The sequence below is a fragment of the Paraburkholderia dipogonis genome, assembly GCF_042680985.1.
GTDB classification, from domain to species: Bacteria; Pseudomonadota; Gammaproteobacteria; order Burkholderiales; family Burkholderiaceae; genus Paraburkholderia; species Paraburkholderia phytofirmans.
The window spans coordinates 17,200-38,083 of the sequence record NZ_JBHUFR010000035.1 but is presented as its reverse complement, the minus strand read 5'-3'; the positions used below and the strand labels follow the sequence as shown (position 1 = coordinate 38,083).

The following is a 20,884-nucleotide window of genomic DNA, read 5'->3' as shown; positions in this document are numbered from 1 at the left end:
CCGATGAAGCTCACGAACCGGCTGATCCGTTCCTACGCCCTTTACACGCTCGGCTTCCTGTTCTTCATCTATGTGATGTGGCGCATCGAGCGTACCACCGGTCCTGGCGTGTGGATCGGCTATGTGTTCCTGTTCGTGCCGATCGCGGTGTATGCGGTGATCGGCCTGTTGTCGCGCACTTCCGATCTGGTCGAATACTACGTGGCGGGGCGGCGCGTGCCGTCCGCTTTCAACGGCATGGCGACCGCGGCCGACTGGCTTTCGGCGGCTTCGTTCATCGGCCTCGCCGGCTCGATCTATGCGACCGGATATGACGGTCTCGCTTATCTGATGGGCTGGACCGGCGGCTATTGTCTGGTCGCGTTCCTGCTCGCGCCGTATGTGCGCAAGCTCGCGCGCTACACGATTCCCGATTTTCTCGGCACGCGCTTTTCGAGCAACGCCGTGCGCGGCCTTGCCGCGCTGGCGGCGATCTTGTGTTCGTTCGTATATCTGGTCGCGCAGATCCAGGGCGTCGGACTGATTGCGACGCGGTTTATCGGCGTGGATTTTGCCGTCGGCATCTTCTGCGGACTGGCGGGCATTCTGGTGTGTTCGTTTCTTGGCGGCATGCGTGCCGTCACGTGGACGCAGGTCGCGCAGTACGTCATCCTGATCGCGGCGATTCTGATTCCCGTGTCGATGATCGCGCACAAGGACGGCCTCGGCTGGGTGCCGCAATTCAATTACGGCCGCTTGATGGGGCGTGTCGAAGGCCTCGAGAAGCAGGTGCGCGAGGAGCCGCTCGAACAGACCGTGCGCGACGATTATCGCCGCCGTGCCGCGTTGATGCAGATTCGGCTCGACACCTTGCCGCAATCGTTTGTCGACGAGAAGCTGCGTCTCACACAGGAAGTCGCCGATCTGCGCCGGCATAACGGCCCGCTGCGCGAGATCAAGGAGCGCGAGCGCTCGCTCGAACAGTTTCCCCGCGATGCCGCCGCCGCGCAGATCGTGTGGACCCAGCGACGCGATGAAATGCTGATGCGCGCAGCCGCACCCGTGCCGATGCATGAGCCGTTCCCCGCCGTGAGTGATGAAGACCGGCGCATCCACGAACGTAATTTTCTTTCGCTGCTGCTGTGCCTGTCGCTCGGCACGGCGAGCCTGCCGCACATTTTGACGCGCTATAACACGACCACCTCGGTGGCTTCGGCGCGACGCTCCGTCGGATGGACTCTGTTCTTCGTCGCGCTGTTCTATTTGACGGTGCCGGTGTTGGCGGTTTTGATCAAGTACGAGATATTGACCAACCTGGTCGGCCATCATTTCTCGGACTTGCCGCAGTGGCTCATGCAGTGGCGCAAGGTCGAGCCGAGCCTGATCAGTCTTGCCGATACGAACGGCGACGGCATCGTGCGTTGGAGCGAGATTCAAATGCAGCCCGACATGGTCGTGCTTGCCGCGCCGGAGATTGCGGGACTTCCGTATGTGATGTCGGGGCTGATCGCGGCGGGCGCGCTGGCCGCGGCGCTCTCCACCGCGGACGGTTTGCTGCTCACCATCGCCAACGCCTTGTCGCACGATGTGTACTACCACATGGTCGATCCGAACGCGTCGAGCCAGCGGCGCGTGACGATCTCGAAGATTCTGTTGTTAGGGGTGGCGCTGTTCGCGTCGTATGTAGCGTCGTTGAATACGGGGAACATTCTGTTTCTGGTGGGCGCGGCGTTTTCGCTGGCGGCTTCTAGTCTGTTTCCGGTGTTGGTGCTAGGCGTGTTCTGGAAGCGCACCACGCGGCTGGGCGCGGTGGCGGGCATGGTGGCGGGGCTGGTGGTGTGCATCTATTACATCGTCTCCACGTACCCGTTCTTCACGCAGATGACCGGTTTCGCCGGCGCACGGTGGTTCGGGATCGAGCCGATCAGTTCCGGCGTATTCGGCGTGCCGGCGGGATTTCTGGTGGCGATCGGCGTGAGCCTGATCGACCGGAAACCGGACGCTTACACGCGGGCGCTGGTGGACTATATCCGGCATCCTTAAGCCGGTTCGCGCATGGGTGTGGCGCGGCGCGCGAAGTTTGCTATAATTCGGCTCCCCGCCGGAGAGATGGATGAGCGGTTTAAGTCGCACGCCTGGAAAGCGTGTATAGGTTAATAACCTATCCGGGGTTCGAATCCCCGTCTCTCCGCCAGGAACGAATGATAAGCCGTTGAATCCTCAAGGATTCAACGGCTTTTTGTTTTCTAGCCCGAGCCGCCAAACCTTACCGCCGCAAACATTCCGTAATCTGTAGAATGCGCGGATGGAAACACATAGCATCCGAGACGCAAGCTCCTTGCGCTACGTGACCGGCCTCGATGGACTCCGAGCCATCTCGATGATGCTCGTCGTCCTGTTCCACTACACAAGCTATTTTTCCACCCGCCTCTCGGAGTTGGGTGGCGCATGGTCCGGCATCGTGCGTATTGCGTCGACCGGCTGGATAGGCGTGGACGTGTTTTTCGTGATCTCGGGCTTTCTCATCACCACGACGCTATTGAAGCGGCCCGTCAATTCAGTCGCGTCCTACGCGAAATTCATCCAGCGTCGGGCAATCCGCTTGCTGCCAGCCTACGTCGCGAGCCTGTTGATATTCACGCTTGTCGCGCTGCTGATCGACCCGCATAGCAAGGTCTTGAAAAACGAATACCTGCTATGGACATTCACGGCCAGTCTGCAGTCGCTATTCGGCGATCGGGTCGCGCTGGCGGATCAACATTTCACCATGGCGCATTTCTGGACGCTGGCCGTGGAATGGCATTTCTATATCGTGTTCCCGATTCTCGTCGCCCGTTTCCATTCGTACTTTCGCCCAGCTGTGGCGCTCCTGCTGCTGGCGATATCGTTCAGAGTGGTGTGCCATTTTGCCGGGATTTCCGACAACGGCATCTATACCTTCACGCTTTGCCGGATCGACTCGATTGCAGTAGGTTGCCTGCTGGCACTCGTGCCTGCCCATCTTCGTTCCAGACAATCCGCGGCGGCAGGCGTGCTCGGCGTGGCGATGTTCGTGGCGATCTGGATAGCGTTGGCATGTTCAGATGTCCCATTTAAAACCTTGGCGTGGCTTCAGACGTTCGGCTATACGCTGCTAGCCGTGTCAGTCGCGTTGATGATTTACCGGGTCATCCATTCGTCTGCGCGCTCGCCGATCGTACGCGCGCTGGAATTCAAGCCGCTTACTGCAATAGGGCGCGCAAGCTATAGCCTGTACATCTGGCACGTGCCGTTCTATCCCGCCATCGCGCTGCTGGCGCAACGCAATTTCGCGGACGCCAGGCTTGCGTATCTGGTCGCGGTACTGGCCGGTGTCGTGATGACGGCGGCGCTCGGCAGCCTCTCGTATCTGCTCGTCGAATCCCGATTCACCCGGGCGCGTCCAGCGGTTCTCGCCTGAAGGCCGCGAGCCGATTCGTCGCCGCCGGCGATGCGTGCCGCGCAAGGCCGTAACCCAAAACAAATCATCTTGCTCTAAACTAGCGGCCGCCCAAGTCCGCCCAGTCAAGAGCACGAACGCCATGCCTCCAGCGCCCGCCGAACCGCCCGGCTCCTCATCCGTTAGTTTGCCGAAACACCCCGCATTTCAACGTTTCTGGTGCACCCGCATCCTCTCGTCGCTGTCGTTCCAGATGCTCGCCGTGGCAATGGGCTGGCATATCTACGCGCTCACGCATAGCGCCTTCGCACTCGGCCTCGTCGGCCTCGCGCAATTTCTGCCGATGTTCGTGCTGACGCTCGTGGTCGGCCACGTCGCCGACCGTTACGACCGCCGCCGTATCGCGGCCATCTGTCAAAGCCTCGAAAGCGTCGCTGCATTGTTATTCGCTGTCGGCACCTTCAGCGGCTGGATCAGCGCACCCGTGATTTATGTGCTGGCCGCATGCGTCGGTGCGGCGCGCGCCTTTGAATCGCCCGCGGTGGCTTCGCTATTGCCGGGCGTCGTGCCGCGCGGGCAGTTGCCCAAAGCGACGGCATGGGCCACGTCGGCGAATCAGACCGCGCAGATCGCGGGCCCGGCGCTGGGCGGCCTGCTTTACGGCATCGGCCCGGGCGCGGCCTATCTCGCCTGCACGCTGTCGTTCGCGGCCGCGGCCGCGGCGGTCTCGGGAATTTCGCTACAGACAAAGCCGGCGAACCGCGCGCCTGTCACGCTTGAATCGGTGTTCTCGGGCATTGCCTTCATTCGCCGCGAACCGGTGATTCTCGGCGCGTTGTCGCTTGATCTGTTCGCCGTGCTGTTCGGCGGCGCGACCGCGCTGTTGCCGATCTTCGCGCGCGACATCCTGCACACGGGGCCGCTCGGGCTAGGGTTGTTGCGCTCGGGCACCGCCATCGGCGCGCTCGCCGGCACCGTCTGGCTCGCGCATTTCCCGCTGCGCAACCGGCCGGGCGCGGCGATGTTCGGCGGCGTGATGGCGTTCGGCGCAGCCACGGTCGTGTTCGGCCTGTCGCATCAATTTTTCGTGTCGCTCGTCGCGCTGATGGTGCTCGGCGCATCGGACACCATCAGCGTGGTCGTGCGTCTGTCGCTCGTGCAGTTGCGCACACCGGACGAAATGCTGGGACGCGTCAGCGCGGTCAACTCGCTTTTCATCGGGACGTCGAATCAATTGGGCGAGTTCGAATCCGGCTTGACGGCGGGTTGGTGGGGCGCACAACCGGCCGTGCTGATGGGCGGCGTGGCGACCATCGCGGTCGCCTTGCTCTGGATGCGCTTCTTCCCGGAACTCAGGCGCACGCGCTCGCTGGAGCGCGAAGAGGAACTGGCGCCGAGCTCCTGATCGACGCAACACCTTGCTTCAGGCCTGCGCGGCGCTCACACGCAACGCGGTCCATCGCACGGTCGCCAGAATCGATGCCGCGACGATCAATGCGCCGCCGACCCACGCGGTCACGGAAATGCGCTCACCCAACCAGATGCAGGCAAACAGTGCCCCGAACGCCGGTTCGCTGCCCATCAGCAGCGAGACGCGTGTCGGGCTGCTGCGCTTGATCGCGAAGTTCTGCGCAAAGAACGCGAACAGCGTGCACGCGATCACCAGATAGCCGACATAGCCCCAGAACACCGCATGTTCCGCAATCGAGGGCGCAGCCTGCCACTGCTGCGGTGCGAACAGCCAGGCGGCCGCGGCGCTGCCGAATGCCACCACGCCAGACTGAACCGCAGTCACCGACAGCGGCGGCAGCGCCGAATCGCGCATCACGCGTTTGGTCACACACACCGTTAGCGCGCGCAGCAGCGCGGCGAGCAAAATCAGCGCGTCGCCGGGATTGAGGCTTAGTTCACCGTCGCCGGCGAGCAGCCATGCGCCCAGCAGCGAGAGCGCCACCGCCAGCCATTCGACGCGGCTTGGCTTGCGCTTGAGCAGCAACCATTCGACGAGTGGCGTCAACACCACGCACAAGCTGATCAGAAACGCGGCGTTGGCCGCACGCGTCATCAGGATGCCGAAGGTTTCACAGAGAAAGATACCGAGCAGCAGCGCGCCGGAGAACAGCACGCCGCGCAGCGTGCGGGCGTCGGCGGCGCGCAGGTGGCGCAGGGCGGGCGACAGGATCACGAAAGTGATGCCGAAGCGCAGTGCGAGCAAACCCAGCACCGGATAAAACACCAGCGCGCTTTTGACCACGCCGTAACTGGTGCCCCACACGACGGCGACGGCGAGCAGCATCAGATCGGACAACATGAGCAGGCGTTCTTGTTTCGACATGGACGGACCTCGAGCTAATAAGGCCGTATTGTCGAACTTTGCGTCGCACGTGATAATCGGGTATCGGTGCACAGCGTTTATGTCGCAAATGCATTAATAGCTGGTCGCACTCACGGACCCGGAACGATGACTCCAAACGAGCTTTTCACCTTGCTGCCGGACATGGCGGTTTTTGCGCGCGTCGTCGACGCCGGCAATTTCTCGGTGGCGGCGCGGCAACTCGGCAGCACGCCTTCGACGGTGAGCCGTCAGATCAAGCGGCTCGAAGACGCGCTGGCGACACGTTTGCTCGAGCGTTCCACGCGTACCGTGCGGGTGACGGAATCGGGCGCTCAGGTGGTGCGATTCTGTCGCGACATGGTGAGCGCCGCGTCGGGCGCGGTCGACGCCGCCGGGCAACTGGCGGGCAGGCCGCAAGGCAAGGTGAGCGTGAGCGCGCCGACCCAGTTCGCGCGGTCCGTGATCCACCCGCTCATCGCCGGCTTCCTGCGCGCTTACGACGAAGTGGACCTGCAACTCCTGTTCACCGATCACGACGTCGACCCGCTCGCCGACGATGTCGATCTGGTGATCCGCCTGACCGAGCATCCACCGCAGGGACTCGCGGGGCGCCGATTGGGCGCGGTGCGCTGGCTGCTGGTGGCGACGCCGGCCTATTTGCGCGAGCGCGGCACACCGGCGCAACCACGCGATCTGCACAAGCACGCCTGCATCTACCTGGGCGAGACCGCCGACGACAACCGCTGGCGCTTTCGCCGCGGCACGGAGACACAGAGCGTCGACGTGAAAGGTCGCTACATCGCCAATCATGCCGGCGCGCGACTCGAAGCCGCGCTGCAGGACTTCGGCGTTGCGTGCGTACCGGAATTCGCGGCAGCAGACTCACTGCAAAGCGGCGCGCTCGTGCAGGTTCTGCCCGACTGGAATCTCGAAGCGCGCGCCTATGTGGGCTCGGTGTGGCTGCTGTATCCGCCGAATCGTTTTTTGCCGCCGAAGGTGAGGGCATTGATCGACTATCTCGTCGAGCATCTGCACGACACGTTGGATACCGCATGAGAACCACTGCGCGCGAGACGAAAATGGAATTGCCCGCGTAATTCATGATTCAATGCAGTCCCAGCGATTCGATCGATCACGAGGAGAACCAGCATGAGCACGCGCGAAACCGGGCCGATTGCGGCGACTGTCTATCGTGGCGCGTCGATTGAGAACACGCACGTGGCGCACGTCGCGGTGGTCGATGCGAGCGGCCGCTTGCTGGCTTCATTCGGCGACCCGTCGCGCATGACGCTGGCACGTTCCGCGGCGAAGCCCGCGCAAGCGTTGGCGGTGTTGGAGACCGGCGCGCTGGAGCGTTTCGGTTTCGACGAAGCCGACCTTGCGCTGATGTGCGCCTCGCACAGCAGCGAGGCGCGCCACATCGAGCGCACGCGCCAGATGCTGGCCAAGGCGCAGGCGAGCGAAGCCGATCTGCGCTGCGGCGGCCATCCGCCGTTATCCGACGCCGTCTACATCGACTGGCTCAAACGCGACTTCAAGCCGGGCGGCGTATGCAGCAACTGCTCCGGCAAACATGCGGGCATGCTGGCCGGCGCGCAATCGATCGGAGCGTCGATGGAGGGTTATGAACGACCGGACCATCCGTTGCAGGTGCGAGTCAAACGCACGGTCGCGGACGTCTGCGACCTGCCCGACGAAGCAGTGCAATGGGCGACCGACGGCTGCAATTTACCGACACCGGCTTTTCCGCTCGATCGCCTCGCACGCCTGTTCGCGAAGCTGGCCGCCGCGGAGGACGAGGTATCGTCGAACGCACAGTCGGTCACATCGCGCACTTCGGCGCTCGCCCGAATCTACCGCGCGATGACAACGTATCCCGAATGGGTAGCGGGCGAGGGCCGCTTCTGCACGCAGCTGATGCAGGCATTCGACGGCGCGCTGGTCGGCAAGGTCGGCGCGGACGGCAGCTACGCGATAGGCGTACGGGCATCGGAGCAGACGAAGAGGGCGGGCGCGCAAGGCGCGCTGGGCCTCGCGGTGAAAATCGAGGATGGCAATGTCGCCGTATTGTATGCGGTGGTAGCGGAACTGCTCGCGTTGCTGGAGATCGGGACACCGGAACAACGAGCGAAGCTCGCGGCGTTCCACGCGCCGAAGATGTTGAACACAATGGGTATCCAAACGAGCCGGATAACATTCTCGGTTGCACTCAAACGCGCGCCGGAAGCCGCGATTGAATGAACGACCGAGGCGGCGCGCGCAGCGCCGCCGGAAGAATGACTGCTGTGCCACAAGCGTGGAGTGTGCGAGAACACAGATTCCAGATGCGCCACTACCGTTGCTGCGCGCGGGACCCGCTTATGGGCTGGCAGTGTGAAGCCGCTTTCTTTGCTTACTTTTTTTGTGGCGGCAAGGTAATTATCTCCACACAAACCTTATGGGTCGGCACGTGCAGCGGTTAGCGCAATTATTTACCCCTAATACAATTTTCGGCACATTGACGTAAAGCAGGGATTGTCCGGTGCTTTCGACTAGAACTGCGCGGTCATCTGAAACCCGACCGTGAATCGAGCGGTCGGGAATCCTACTGGTTTATAAATCGGCGTTCCCGCAAACAGGTCGTACGAGACGCCCACAAACCGCGTCGGCACGCCGCCGCGAATGCCGATCACCGCACCCGCCAGTTGCGTTCCCGCCAGTGCCGCCGTGTTCGGCCCGAACACGCGCCCGTAGTCGATCCCCGCATACAAAGTCTGTCCCGTTTGGAGTACTGGCCATTGCAGTTCGTTGCGCCAATAGAAGCCTTTCTCTGCTGCGAGCATCGTTTCGCCGTCGAAACCACGCACGGTGTAACGGCTGCCAATGGTCAGGTCGTCGAGATAGAACAGCGTGTTGTTGGTGAACTGGCCGTGTACGGTCGTCACATAGCGGAAATTCTGCGTGGCGATGGCGAACGGTACCGACAGGTTCGCGTCGAGCACAGCCATGTGAAAGCGGTACGTCGGGCCGTCTGGGTACGGGTTGGGCGTTGCCCCGAATCCGCCGACGCCCTGACGGTACGCAAGCGTGCCGTCGAACTGCGCCGCGCCGAAGTAATGCCGGTCGGTGGCGCCTAGTTCGAGAAACGTGTTGTTGCGCGCCTGTGTCGGTATCGTGGTGTCGTCGATGAAGCTGTCGCCGAATCGCTTCGATAGCTGCACGTAGCCGCCAAGCACATCGCTCTGGCCGCGCGAGAGCACGCGGGCAATGCGCAGCGCTGCGGTCTGTGAATTGCCGCTCGATACAAACGTCTGGTTCACGCCGGCAATGTTCTGGTAGTAGGTGTTCGTGTTGCCCGACAGGGTCGCTGTCCAGTAGCCGAACGGAATCGAGTACGAGCCATTGAATCCGTGTGAGCCGAGCGATTTGTTGCCGAACGACAGATCCTGATTGGCGCCGAGCGTGAACACGTCGTTGAGCCCGAGCGGGTTATCAATGCCAAGGCTGATATTACCTTGCCATTTTCCTGTCGACGACGTGCCCGAATTATCGACCGATGCGACGAATGTCCAGGGCTTCGCGCGCCTGATCGACACGACGACATCGCTTTCGCCTGGGATATCGGTCGGTTCGATCTTCATGTCAACGTCCTGGCTCGCGACGCGCTTCATCTGTTCCAGACCCTGCTCAAGGTCGCGCATGTTCAGCAGGTCGCCATCGCTGACCGGAAACGCGTTCTTCCACGTTCCCCACATCGAAGGATCGGCCAGACGAACCTGTCGCACGAGGCCCGGCACGAGCGCGAACGACAGCGCGCCAGTCGTCAAATCCTGCTGCGGCAGGAGTACGCGCGTGGTCACATAGCCGCGACCTAGCACGGTCTGCTGCAATCCCTTGCTCAGTATGTCGATGCCTTGCTTGCCGACGCATTGCCCCTTGTAGTGGTCGAGCCATTCACGTGCGAATGCGAACGGATCGAGCGGTAGTGCGGATGCGCCTTTCGCCTGCGCTGCGGCTGATAGCGTATCGGGCACGTCGAGCGCGAACCGGTCGATGCGAAAGCACGGCGTTTCGGCTGGCAACGCGGGAAAGGCTTCGATCTTCGTCACGGTGGAGCGCACGGCAGGCGCCGATACTGCGGCTTCGCGCTGCTGCGCATCGCGTCGTTGCTGCTGGTTCTGTTCGGTTTCGATGCCGCCGAGGCTCTGCCCCTGCACATTGGACGCGAGCGCGACCAAAGCCGTTAGCGGCAGCGCCGCCAGGCTCTTTCTGATTTTCATATTTATCGATCCAATGCCGCGCTTTACTCGACCCGCTGGAGAGCATAGTCAGCACCGTGGTCGTCCTTGCCCCACGAAAAATACATGCTGTAGTTACCTTTTTCGATCACCATTTCCTTGTATCCGAATATTGCGTTCCCCTGTCTGATGACCCGTCCCGTCGGTTCAACGGCCAGCAAGAACCACGGCTGCGGAAAGAGGATGCTGTTCTTGCCACACACGACATAAGAAGGCGCGTCAGTTGCCCGCGTATTCGCGGCACAGACTGTGGGGCTGAATCCAAGCCCAATTTCTCGGTCGCCTTTATCGTAGAACCTGATTATTGGATTCCCTTTTTCACTTTTTATAAGTTTGACACTCGAAATACCGCTATTGTGCCCTTGGGAACCTAGCACTTTATACGTTCCATAGAGCACAGCGAGATTGGTAGCTGCGGAGCCTTCAATAACTGTCTCGTGCTCGACAAATTTCGGCTTCATCCATTCCATTCGCGTGTCTGGTAAAGACGAACAAGCCGTCAAAAGAAATGCGAACAACGTTCCTACTAGCCCCTTAAATTTCATAGCTGTCTAAGACCTACTCTTGATTTATACAAATGCTACGCTCGGGATGACGGGACTGAGAGGGCGTCATCCAACGACTCAAAATAATACTTGTGATTGGATTGCAGGCCACGCGGCAAACCTGACAAGGGCCGGGTTTGCCCTTTCACCTAGTTCTAGAAAAAGATTTTTTTTATGGCGAGTGACACCAGAATTGCAACGACGACCCCAACAAATATCTTGTAGGTTCGCTTTTGTTCTGGCGTCATACCCTTCCATTCTTCATCCGTTGGTCCTCGCATCTTTATCCTCCTGAATTACTTCTTGTCATTGACTGGAACCGAATGGCTCCAAGGGACGACGCCTGCGGTCAAACCTCCTGGCGTAGTAACACCCAATTCAAATGCCGTCGAACCGCCATACGCGTGGGTTATTGCACCCATGATGTTAACTTTTCCCGCTGGGATAGAAACGTAGATTTGATTCCCGTCTCCGTTCATAAATGCGTTAGTCGAGGAAGCATCGTGGGATCCCCAAATCCAACCTAGCGAAGCGGTTCCGCCCGGTGCCCACGATGCAGGCGGGAATGACTGGCTAACACCATACGACAAATACGTCGTGCCGTCGTAAAGGTTCACTGCTCCACCAACGGTACCTGATAAGCTGCCTGCGCCAGCAGTTGCATAGTTCGGCGAAATCGCAGCAATAATGGGTGTTTGATTTGCTGCCTGCGCCAGATCGCCCTGCGCCTTAATCGCTGCGTTCAATGTCGCATCGCTACACTGAGCACCCGCGGGACACACCTGCGCCACCAGATCTTTCTGCTTCACCGGCTTGCCATCGGCATCGAACTGGCGGTTGAACCGGTCCACGTCATATCCAGAGGCCGCACCTGCATTGCCGCCCGCCGCTGCACCCGCACCTGTCGCAATCGCGTTTGCAACGATATTCCCGAGCGCCTCGTTCATGTCGGCGTTCGCCGTCGGATTAGACTCTGCAATGGCACCACCCAGCTTGTTCAACTGGCCCGCTGCGATCGATGCGATACCTGCGCCGGCTGCACCGCCGATTGCGTTGCCGCCAGCGAGCCCAGTCACGAGCGCCGCGCCGGCCGCCTGCATTTCAGCGCGATATGCGCCGCCTTCGGCCCATGCAGGATCGCCCGTTGCCTTGGCCTGCGAGTCGGCGTAATCACCGATGCGCCGCGAGACAGCTTCACCGGCGGCACCCGCTGCGGCCATCATGTCCGCCTGCCACTCAAGCAGGTTGTTCACATCCGGCAGTTTTGCGACGGCGCCATTGGTGTTCGACGTGTCGCGACTCAGGCTCGCGATATCCTGCGTCTGGTGATCCACATCGGTCACGCTGATGGTTCCGGCGCTAATACCGTTTTTCGTCGTTGCGCTATCGCTGCTGCTGTCATTCTGGCTCAGCATCGGCGCAACACCGCCCGCATTAACTCCAGACGTGCTGCCGTGCGTGCTGTAGTTCGCGCCGCCGTCGCCGGTTGTCACGCCTCCGCTGATGCCGCCCGAATGCGCGTTATAGCTGGACGAGTTCTGTATGTCGCTATACGTCAGCGTGCCCGTCGAAAGCGTATTCTTCGACGCGTCCGCGTCGCTCGCAATGACCGCGCCCTTGAGATCCGTGTTGCCCTTGACACTGATACTGAATCCACCGTCACCGGCCTGAATGCCGGCCTGTTCGTTTACGCCCGCGTAGCTGCCGCTCGCATTCGCGTTTGTGTGACTGAAGCTCGCGCTGCCGCCGCCCTGGCTGATGGTGAAACCACCACCCGTGCTTTCCTGGTGGGCCGCGCTCGTCATCGCGTCCTGCACGCTCGCGATATTCAGGTTGCCACCCACATCGGCATTCACCTGACGCCCGCTGACGTTCGCGCCGATGATGTTCGTGTCGCCACCCGACAGGATCGTCGCGGTGTTCGCCGCCGTTACATGCGTGTTGTTCTGGATCGCAGTGTCGCTGTTCGCGTTGCCGTGCGCCTTCGATGCCGATGCCGACACGCCAAAGCCTTGCGTGCCATACGACACGCCGACGCTGGCGCTGCTCGATTCGTTTGTGCTGCGCGTCGAATCGGTATCAGTCGTGTTGACTAAATTGACCTGATTCTTCGCCGCGAGAATCACATCGGTCCCATTCACGTTCGATCCCGCAATCGTCACGTTGCCGCTGCCTGGCGTGCCGTCGCCCGTCGCAATGAACGCCGCCGTGCCGCCCGCCGTCACGTTCGAACCCCGGCTGGTCGTCGAATCCTCGGTGAACGTGTTCTTGCTGTGGCTGCTGCCGTAGCTCAGTTCCACCTTGACCGCGGGCGCTGCGCCATTCGCCAGCGCGCCGAGCCCGTTCGCTGCATCGACCGCGCTGCTCGCGGCTGCCATGCTGTGGAGAGCCGCCGCGCGATCATTCTGGCTGTGGCTCGCCGCGTGGGCCTGGCCGACAGTGTTCGATATCGCATCGAGCACGGGCGACTTGACCGCGAGCGTGAACCCGCTCTTGCTGACAGTCTGCGTCTCGTCATGGTGCATCGTGTCGGTCGCGGCGTCGATGATGACGTTAGCACCCATGCCGGTGACATTCTTCGCGGCAATCAGGTCGCTACCCGTGACATGCAGGTCGTTGCCGGCGACGATGCTCACATTCCCGTTGAGCGAGCCGACCGTGCTGCCCGCGTTGCTCACCTGCGACGTGTTCGCGGAATTGGTCTGCGTCTGCGTGCCGACCGAGATGCCGATGCCACCGCCCGCACCCAGGCCAGACTGACGCTCGCGGTAGTAGCTTGAGGTGGTCTGTGTGTCCTGCGTCGTCGTGATAGTCACGTCATGCGCTGCATTGAGCGACACGTCATTCGTGCCGACAATCGTGCTGCCCGCGACGTTAATATCCTTGCCGCTTGCGATTGTCACGCCGTCTGCGGAAACCATGCTGCCCTGTGAGAGCGTGGTGGTGCTGTTGCTCGAACTCGCGACTTCCTTGCCGCTGACGACGTTACTGTGCTTGTGCTGTTCCTGCTCGTTATCGACATGCGTTTCGGTCGCCGCGCCGATGTTGACGTTGCCCGCGGCGGCCAGCGTTGCAGTGCCCTTGTCAAGACTGATTGCGCTGCCCGTGACGTTGATATCCTTGCCCGATGCCACGGTCAGCGAATTGCCCGCGTTAAGCGTGGTGGCCGTGAGCGTATCGTCGGAGCGGTGAAGCGATTCCGAGTAACTGCCGTGGCTGTCGCTGCCCGAACTGTTGCTGTCCGTCGTCGAAGTCGCTTTCGCCGCCTGCAAGGTTACGTTGCCGTTTGCCGCAACGACGCCACCGCCGCCAAGATTGATGTTCGTGCCGGTCGCCGTCAGATCGCCGCCGACGCCAATCTGCGACACGCCGCCGACCTTGATCGAACTGCCGTTCGTCTGATTGATGTCCGTATTCGACACGCCGTTTGCGCGCTCGACGACCTTGTGCTCGCCCGTCTGTACCGAGCCAATATCGTAGTTGCCGCCCACGGCCATACCGAGATTGCCGCCCACGTTCAGGTTGGCCGCGTTCTGCTCGAAGTTGCCGCCTGTGACAATGACCGCGTTACCGGCGACGTTCAGGTTGGCGATGGGACCGAGCGCGGCCGTCGTGCGCGTGGCGCCCGTTGCACTGACCTGGTCGACCGTCCTGACCGCCGTGTTCAGCAGCAGGTCACCGCCCGCGTTCAGCGCAAGACTGCCAGCATTCAAGGTCGCCGAAGTCAGATCGACATTACCCTTCGTCGTCAGCGACATAAGACCGCCGCTTTGCAGCGTGCCGAATGCGTTGCTGATCTGGTTGCCCTGGATCGACAGCGTATTGCCTGCCTGCACCGTGCCGCTGTTGGTAAAGGTCTGCGCGTTCCGGATGTCTATGTCGGTCGCCGCAATCAGCGGACCGTTCATGTTCTGCTGGCTGGCCTTCGCAAGATAGACGACGGGCACAAGTACCTGCTGCCCGTTGACGGTCTCGGTCTGCATGATGATGACGTTGCTGGTGAGCGCCGCCACCTGTTCGGGCGACAGGCTCATGCCGAGCGGCAGATCAAGCGACTTCGAGAGCGACGCGCCCGCCGCCAGCAGCGACTCATACATACCCTGAAGATCGGTGTACGGGCCGAGCACCGCGCGGCCGGTGAGCGATGTGATCTGGTTGCGAACCAGTTGCTGTTCGTAGAAGCCATCGCCGAGACGTTTTTCGGTCGTCTGCGGGTTCAGTCCGAGTTGTTGCAGGTAGTAGTCGCTGGAAATGAACGTCTTCTGGTTTGTGAAGGCCGGATTGGTCTCGACCAGGTACGTTGCGCCCGGTGCGGTTGCAGGACTGAACAGGCCGCCCTGGGGCACCGTCAGGTTTTGCAGCACGTTCTGCGCGGTCGCTGTGGCGATGACCGGATTGACCAAGCTGGCGCCGCCATTGACCGAAGCCGCGTTCGCATTCGCGCCGCTCGCGTTGCCCTGTGCGGCCGACGCGCCGCCCGCATTGGCGCCACCCGCATTGCCGCTCACGCCGTTGATGTTCACGCCCGACAGCGCCTGACCGGGCGCGAGTCCGAGCGAAGGAATGCCCGCGTTGCCCGCCGTGTTGTCGATGCTGATGCCCGTGCCCGAGAGCGTGCCGCCCGCGACAAAGCTCGACTCGTACGGCGGCAGTGCGTAGTTGCGGATATCGGCGGGCGCCGCCTGGGTATAACCGCCCGGATGGGAGCCGGCGAACGGCGCATCGCCGAAGGGCAGCGTCCAGTCCGCAATGCTGTGGTCGTAGTTCGTGTAGTGATAGTAGCCGGAGTACGTGACCTGCACGCCAGGCGCCGTCTGCCCCTGCCAGCTGTTCTGGTCGAGCGACACGGTCGCGGCGATGTTGCCGACCGCCGCGACCGCGCTCCAGTAGTTCTGGAGTGTGCCGACATTCGACGTATCGAGATTGCCGCCCGCGATGATCTGCGCCTGCGGGCTGACGCCGGCGATCAGGTTCGCGAGTGCCACGCCCGTGTAGGTCGTGTACTGGTAGCCGCTGTTCCACTGGCCGCCGTGCGGAGGATCGACCGGCATCCCGCCGATGAAACCGGGAAGGCCCCCGAACCAGCCGACATAGGGATGGTCGGGCGCGCAGGCACTCATGGCCTGGGAGATACAGCCCGACAGACTGATGCCGAGCTGTGCCAGCAGCGCCGGATCGACGGGCTGGTTCAGGCCGGTCGTCGTCATCGTCGTGCGGGTGTTCGTCACCTGGGCGGCGTGCAGTTCCATGTCGCCGGCCGACTCGATCAGCGCCGACTGGTTGCGGATCAGGCTGGCGTTCGTGTAGTTGCCGCTCGCGTCCTTGCCGCCCGCGAGGACCACCTTGCCGAGACCGTAGATGGCGGTGGTGGCCTGGGTGTCGGTCGCGGTCGTGTCGTCGCGGTTCTCGATGTCGTTCGACAGCAGTTCGAGCGTGCCGTTGCTGTCGGTCGCACCGATCAGCGCGGTCGGTCCCAGGTTCGACAGGCTCTGCGTCGCATTCAGCGAGACGCTGCCGCCGACCATCGTCCCCGTGTTCTCCAGCGTGGCCGAATGCGTGGAGAGCGTGCCGCCCGCCATCATCGTGCCCGTGTTCTGGACATCGCCCGCGTTGATGTTCAGGTTGTTCGCCGCTTCCAGCAGTGCGCCGTTGGAGAACGTACCCGGCAGGGTAAAGGCCAGGTTATGACCAGCGTTGAACTGGATATCCGGCGTGGGCGTGAAGTCGCCCTGGACGCTCACCGCGACGTCATTGGCCGCACTGTAGCTGCCGCCGCCAGTCAGCGCAGCCGCGTTGACTGACAGGTCATGCGTCGCGCCGATCTGGCCGTTTGCGTTGGTGAGCGCGCCGGTCGTCGTGATCGCGACATCGCCGGTCGATCCCGAACCGGAACCGGCGAAGGTGCCGATCTGGCCGCCGCTATTGTCGAGGGTGTCGCCTCGCACTGTGACGCTTGCGCCACTCACCACGCCGTTCTGGGTGTTCACGAGCGCCGACGTGTTGACGGCGACATTACCGTTGCCCGTTATCACGCCGCCGCTGTTCACGGTCTGGCTGCCGCCTTGCACGGTCGCGCTGCCCGTGCCGAGATTGCCGACGAGACCGTTCGTGTTGTCGACCGAGGCAGCCTGAATGGCGAGCGTGCTCGCGTCGCTCGCCGTGCCTGTGCCCGACTGGATCTGCCCGTTGGTGTTCTTCAGCGTGCCACCGCTTGCAAGCGACATCGACGAAAGCGAACGCAGAGAGCCTTGCGCATTGTTCACGCCGCCCGCGAAGCTGGCCGTGATCCTGCCTTGTGCCGCGAGCACGCCGTTGGCATTGTTCAGGCTCGCTGCGCGCGCTGCAATCTGGCCCGCCGTGATGATCCTGCCGCCGACGTTCGAGAAAGTGCCCGCACCGTTGCCGGGCGCAATCGTGAGCGTGCCCGTGCCGGCATCCAGGATCGTGCCGCCATCGTTGTTCAGTGCTCCGGGCGCAAGCCTGAAATCCGTGCTGTTCGTTTGCAGCGTGCCGCCCGCCGAGTTGTCGAACATGGCGCTCACGTTGAAGCCCGTCGCCGACGCGCCATACTGCGTGATCGTGCCGCCGTGATTGAGCAGGTCGCTCGCATTGAGCGCGAGCTGGTTTGCTTCGATATCGCCGCCGCTGTTATCGAGCGTCGTGCCGGTGAGCGCCAGGTTCGGCGCGACAATCGAGCCGCCGCTGTTCGTCAGCGATCCGGTATGGACCGTTTCGTTCGCGCCCGCGCCGATCTGGCCGCCATTGTTGTTCAGCGTGCCGCTCGCGAGCGTCGTGTCCGTGTTCGAAAGCAGCTTGCCGTTCGTGTTGTCCAGCGCGCCGCCCACCGTTGCGGCCAGTCCGCTCTGAGCGGTAATCGACCCGGCTGTGTTGTTGAGCGAGCCGCCCTGAAGCGCGATATTCCCGTTGCTCACAATCGTGCCGGCCGCGTTCGACAGCGAACCCGTACCGTTGCCTGTGGTGATCGTGAGCTTACCTTTGCCGGCGTGCGTGATCGTGCCGCCGTCGTTATCGAGCGTGGCGGGGGCAAGCGTGAAATCCGCGCTGTTCGTTTGCAGCGTGCCGCCGTTTGAATTGTCGAACGTGCCGCTCACATTGAAGGCGGTCGCCGACGCGCCGTACTGCACAATGGTCCCGCCGTGGTTCGTGAGATTAGCGGCGCCCAGCGTGAGCTGGTTCGCTTCGATTTTGCCGCCGCTGTTATCGAGCGTCGTGCCAGTGAGCGTGAGGTTCGGTGCGACAATCGAGCCGCCGCTATTCGTCAGCGTCCCCGTGCGGATGGTTTCGCTCGTACCCGCACCAATCTGGCCGCCGTTGTTGTTCAGCGTACCGCTCGCAATGGCTGTGTCCGTATTCGAAAGCAGTTTGCCGTTCGCGTTAGTGAGCGCGTCGCCAATCGTCGCGGTCAGCGCGTTTTGTGCCGCGACAGAACCGGATGCATTGTTGAGCGTGCCGCCCTGAAGCGCGATCTGGCCGTTACTGGCAATCTTGCCTCCCACGTTGGAAAGCGCGCCAGCACCGCTACCCGCATTGATCGACAGCGTGCCGGTCCCGGCGTGCGTGATCGTGCCGCCGTCGTTATCGAACGTGGCGGGGCCGAGTGTCAGGTCCGTGCTGCTGGTCTGTAACGTGCCGCCCGCCGAGTTATCAAGCGTGCCAGCTACGTCGACGAGTGTGGCGCCGTTGCCTGTCTGCGCAATTGTGCCGCCATGGTTGACGAGATTCACCGCATGCAGCGTGAACTGGCTGGCGCTCGCCGTGCCGTGGCTGTTGTCGAACATCGCGGCCGACAGTGCCAGTGCGCCGCCTGCAGATATCTGGTTCGCGTTGGTCAGCGTCGTGCCTGCCGACGCGTTGAGGTTGCCGTTCGCCGCCAGCGTGCCGCTGTTGAACAGCGTCTGTGTCGCCGCCGCAATCAGGTTCTGGACAGCACTGATCGAACCGGCGTTCGCGATCTGGCCGGCCCGCACGGTCACATTGCCGTTGCCGCCGATCATGCCGCCGGCGCCGTTGTTCAGCGGGCCGACAGAGGACAGGATCAGGCCGTCGGCATTCAGCGATGCGACGTGTCCGGCCGTGTTGTCGAAGGAACCCGCGGATGCCGTCAATGCGCCCGCCGCCTGCATCGTGCCGCCCGCGTTGGAGACTGCGCCCGTGACGTTTTCGGATAGCGCGCCGCCCGATACGATCTTGCCGTTGCGGTTTGATAGGGCGCCTGCGTTGACCGTGAGCCCGCCGCCTGACGAAAGCGCGCCGCTGTCGTTGGTCAGCGTGCCTGCTGCTCCTGCTGCCAGCGTGCCGCCCGCGGTTGTCGTCGCGGCCGAAAGGTTCAGGTCGCCGCCCGTCGCGGTCAGCACAAGGTTGTTTTTCGCCGACGTGCTGCTGCCCGCAAGGTAGACCGCTGCACCCTGCATGGTTGCATTGCCGGCCGCCGCGTTGCGGCCGGTTGCCGTGACAGCGCCGGATGCGCTCACATTCAGGTCGACGGTCTGCGCCAGCGAGCCGTCGCCGTTCAGGCCCGCCGCGAGCGTGCCGGTTGAATTCACGGAACCGGCGCTTATCGTCGTGTTCTGCTGCGCGGCAATCATGCCGCTGTTCGTCAGCGCGCCCGACGTGCTCAGGCTGGCGTTCTGCTGCGCGTAGGTCGTGCCGGTATTGTCGATGCCGTCGCGCGCGTTGGCGACGATATTGCCGCTCGCGCTGGCCTGGCCGGCGAGTACCAGCTTGCCTGCCGAGGTCAGCACGACGTCGCCGGATTGTGCCGCCGTGATGCCCTTGAGCGACACGCCGACGCCTGACTCCGTACCGGTCAGAACAATACGGTTGGCGTACATGCCGCCGAGATTGCTCAGGTCGATGGAGACGCCCGGTGCGGGGCCGTCGCCGGCAATCGGCGTGGCATTCAGCGTGTTGTAGTCGACGCTGTTCGCGCCGGTCACGACGTTCAGGTTCTTCGCATAGACCGCCGCATTGGCTTGCACGGCACGGGACAGCAGATCGACCTGATCCACTCCGGACGCATTCATGCCCGTGCCGCTGACCGTGATGTTGCCGCCCGTGACGTTGAAGCCCGACACCGAACCGTCTGCCGCATAGTTCGGCGTGCCCGTCGTCAGCGTTGCGCGACTCGTGTTGATGAACGTCCCGCCGTTGACGGAAATCCCTGACGGATTCGCCAGAATCACGTTGGCGCGCTGGCCCGCGACTTCGAGCGCGCCGTTAAACTGCGACGCGCTCGCGCTGTTGACCTGGTTGACGATGACCTTCGCAGCCTGTCCCGGCGCGAAGTTCGGATTGCCATTAATCATCCCGCTGAGTTGCGACTGGACCATCGTCGGCGAGTTGTTCAGTATGGCGCCGCGCTGCGGCACGTCGAACCGGTTGTAGGTGTTGACGGACACGCCCGCTCCGGACGGGCGATTGATGTTCACCTGATCGAGACCGTTCGGCGTCTGGATGACGTTGGGCGCGTGCGAGCCGCCTGCCACGATCTGTGCGAACGACAAAGAGGGCAGTGCGCCGAGTAGCGCAAGCGCGGCAAACGCGATCTGGTGAAGTGTGTAATGCATCGTGCGGGCGACACCCGGGGCACGCATGCAAACGGTGGTCTCACCGGAATTCTTTCCCGTTGCCGTGGCGGTTTCCTCGACGGCGACAAGCATGTTTCTCAGTCGGCTGTACACCAGCCTGTATGTTCTTCTGTTCATTTGTTCTGATGCTGAAACGGTAAAGGTCGGTAACCTACAGAACATTCCGAACCGAATCTATGAACAAACTTCAAGATTCCTACAGACGCAACGGTTTTAGCAAAATCGGATTTTTCCTATCGGGCGCGAACGGGACATGAAGTAGCGCACATACGAAAAGCCCGCGCGAAGCGGGCCAAAAAATGGGCTACAAAGTAAGGAATACGATCAATGTGCGGACGGGCAAGTCCGGTCAATGATCGCTCCGTCGGTCAGCGTGTTGTCTCTAACGTATCCTGAGTCAGCGCCGCATGCACGTCGCCGAGTCCAACCTCAAAGAGGCCAAAAATCGACACCTGTTCCGGCAACGTGAGCCCTTTGAACTCTCCTGTCACATCATCAAGGCTCAGCAATGCCGCAAGCGCGCAACTGGTCAAGGCGGATTACCGCGGCGTCGAGCGAGGCGACAGCATCCAGTCGATCGGTGTTCGGTGACTCAGTCATGGCGTGCCCCGACGAGACGTTTCCGCGTGGTGAGCCTGGCGGCGCACACGGCGTCGATTGGCTCGGTAGAAACGGGGAGCCGTGGTTGCTCGGGACGAGCGGGGATAGGGCGCATAAGTGGC

9 protein-coding genes and 1 tRNA gene are annotated in these 20,884 nt (G+C 62.3%); 6 read left to right on the top strand and 4 right to left on the bottom strand.

Features of this window, described 5'->3' with window-relative positions; genetic code table 11:
• The first annotated feature begins 3 nt into the window (after positions 1-3).
• The 4 genes from ACFSNN_RS37120 to ACFSNN_RS37105 all read left to right on the top strand — a co-directional run bounded on the left by ACFSNN_RS37120 (position 4) and on the right by ACFSNN_RS37105 (position 4,802).
• Entirely contained in the window at positions 4-2,022 is a 2,019-nt protein-coding gene (locus ACFSNN_RS37120; protein WP_134456596.1) for a sodium:solute symporter family protein, read from the top strand.
• A 60-nt stretch (positions 2,023-2,082) separates the two neighbouring features.
• A tRNA-Ser gene (locus tag ACFSNN_RS37115) sits at positions 2,083-2,173 on the top strand.
• 111 nt (positions 2,174-2,284) lie between these two features.
• Positions 2,285-3,418 carry an acyltransferase family protein gene (locus ACFSNN_RS37110; RefSeq protein ID WP_134456594.1) on the top strand — a complete coding sequence of 378 codons (1,134 nt, stop codon included), beginning with the start codon at positions 2,285-2,287 and terminating at the stop codon, positions 3,416-3,418.
• 121 nt (positions 3,419-3,539) lie between these two features.
• The gene (locus ACFSNN_RS37105; protein WP_134456593.1) at positions 3,540-4,802 is read left to right on the top strand and encodes an MFS transporter; all 1,263 of its coding nucleotides are present in this window, start codon (positions 3,540-3,542) and stop codon (positions 4,800-4,802) included.
• 18 nt (positions 4,803-4,820) lie between these two features.
• Here ACFSNN_RS37105 and ACFSNN_RS37100 read toward each other — a convergent pair whose 3' ends face one another.
• Positions 4,821-5,732: a DMT family transporter gene (locus tag ACFSNN_RS37100; RefSeq protein WP_134456591.1), complete on the bottom strand. Its 912-nt coding sequence runs from the start codon at positions 5,730-5,732 to the stop codon at positions 4,821-4,823.
• Positions 5,733-5,858: 126 nt separating this feature from the next.
• Between ACFSNN_RS37100 and ACFSNN_RS37095 the strand changes: the two genes are divergently transcribed.
• Positions 5,859-6,788, top strand: a complete 930-nt coding sequence (locus ACFSNN_RS37095; protein ID WP_134456589.1) for a LysR family transcriptional regulator — start codon at positions 5,859-5,861, stop codon at positions 6,786-6,788.
• A gap of 93 nt (positions 6,789-6,881) precedes the next feature.
• A complete protein-coding gene (locus ACFSNN_RS37090; RefSeq protein WP_134456588.1) occupies positions 6,882-7,973 on the top strand; it encodes an asparaginase in 1,092 nt (363 codons plus the stop codon).
• Between the two features lie 290 nt (positions 7,974-8,263).
• Here the strand turns inward: ACFSNN_RS37090 and ACFSNN_RS37085 are convergent, their stop codons facing one another.
• The 3 genes from ACFSNN_RS37085 to ACFSNN_RS37075 all read right to left on the bottom strand — a co-directional run bounded on the left by ACFSNN_RS37085 (position 8,264) and on the right by ACFSNN_RS37075 (position 20,279).
• The gene (locus ACFSNN_RS37085) at positions 8,264-9,991 is read right to left on the bottom strand and encodes a ShlB/FhaC/HecB family hemolysin secretion/activation protein (protein ID WP_134456587.1); all 1,728 of its coding nucleotides are present in this window, start codon (positions 9,989-9,991) and stop codon (positions 8,264-8,266) included.
• Between the two features lie 23 nt (positions 9,992-10,014).
• On the bottom strand, positions 10,015-10,479 hold the full coding sequence (locus tag ACFSNN_RS37080; RefSeq protein ID WP_134456585.1) for a hypothetical protein: 465 nt from the start codon (positions 10,477-10,479) through the stop codon (positions 10,015-10,017).
• A gap of 371 nt (positions 10,480-10,850) precedes the next feature.
• A complete protein-coding gene (locus ACFSNN_RS37075; RefSeq protein ID WP_166799238.1) occupies positions 10,851-20,279 on the bottom strand; it encodes a hemagglutinin repeat-containing protein in 9,429 nt (3,142 codons plus the stop codon).
• Between the last annotated feature and the right edge of the window lie 605 nt (positions 20,280-20,884).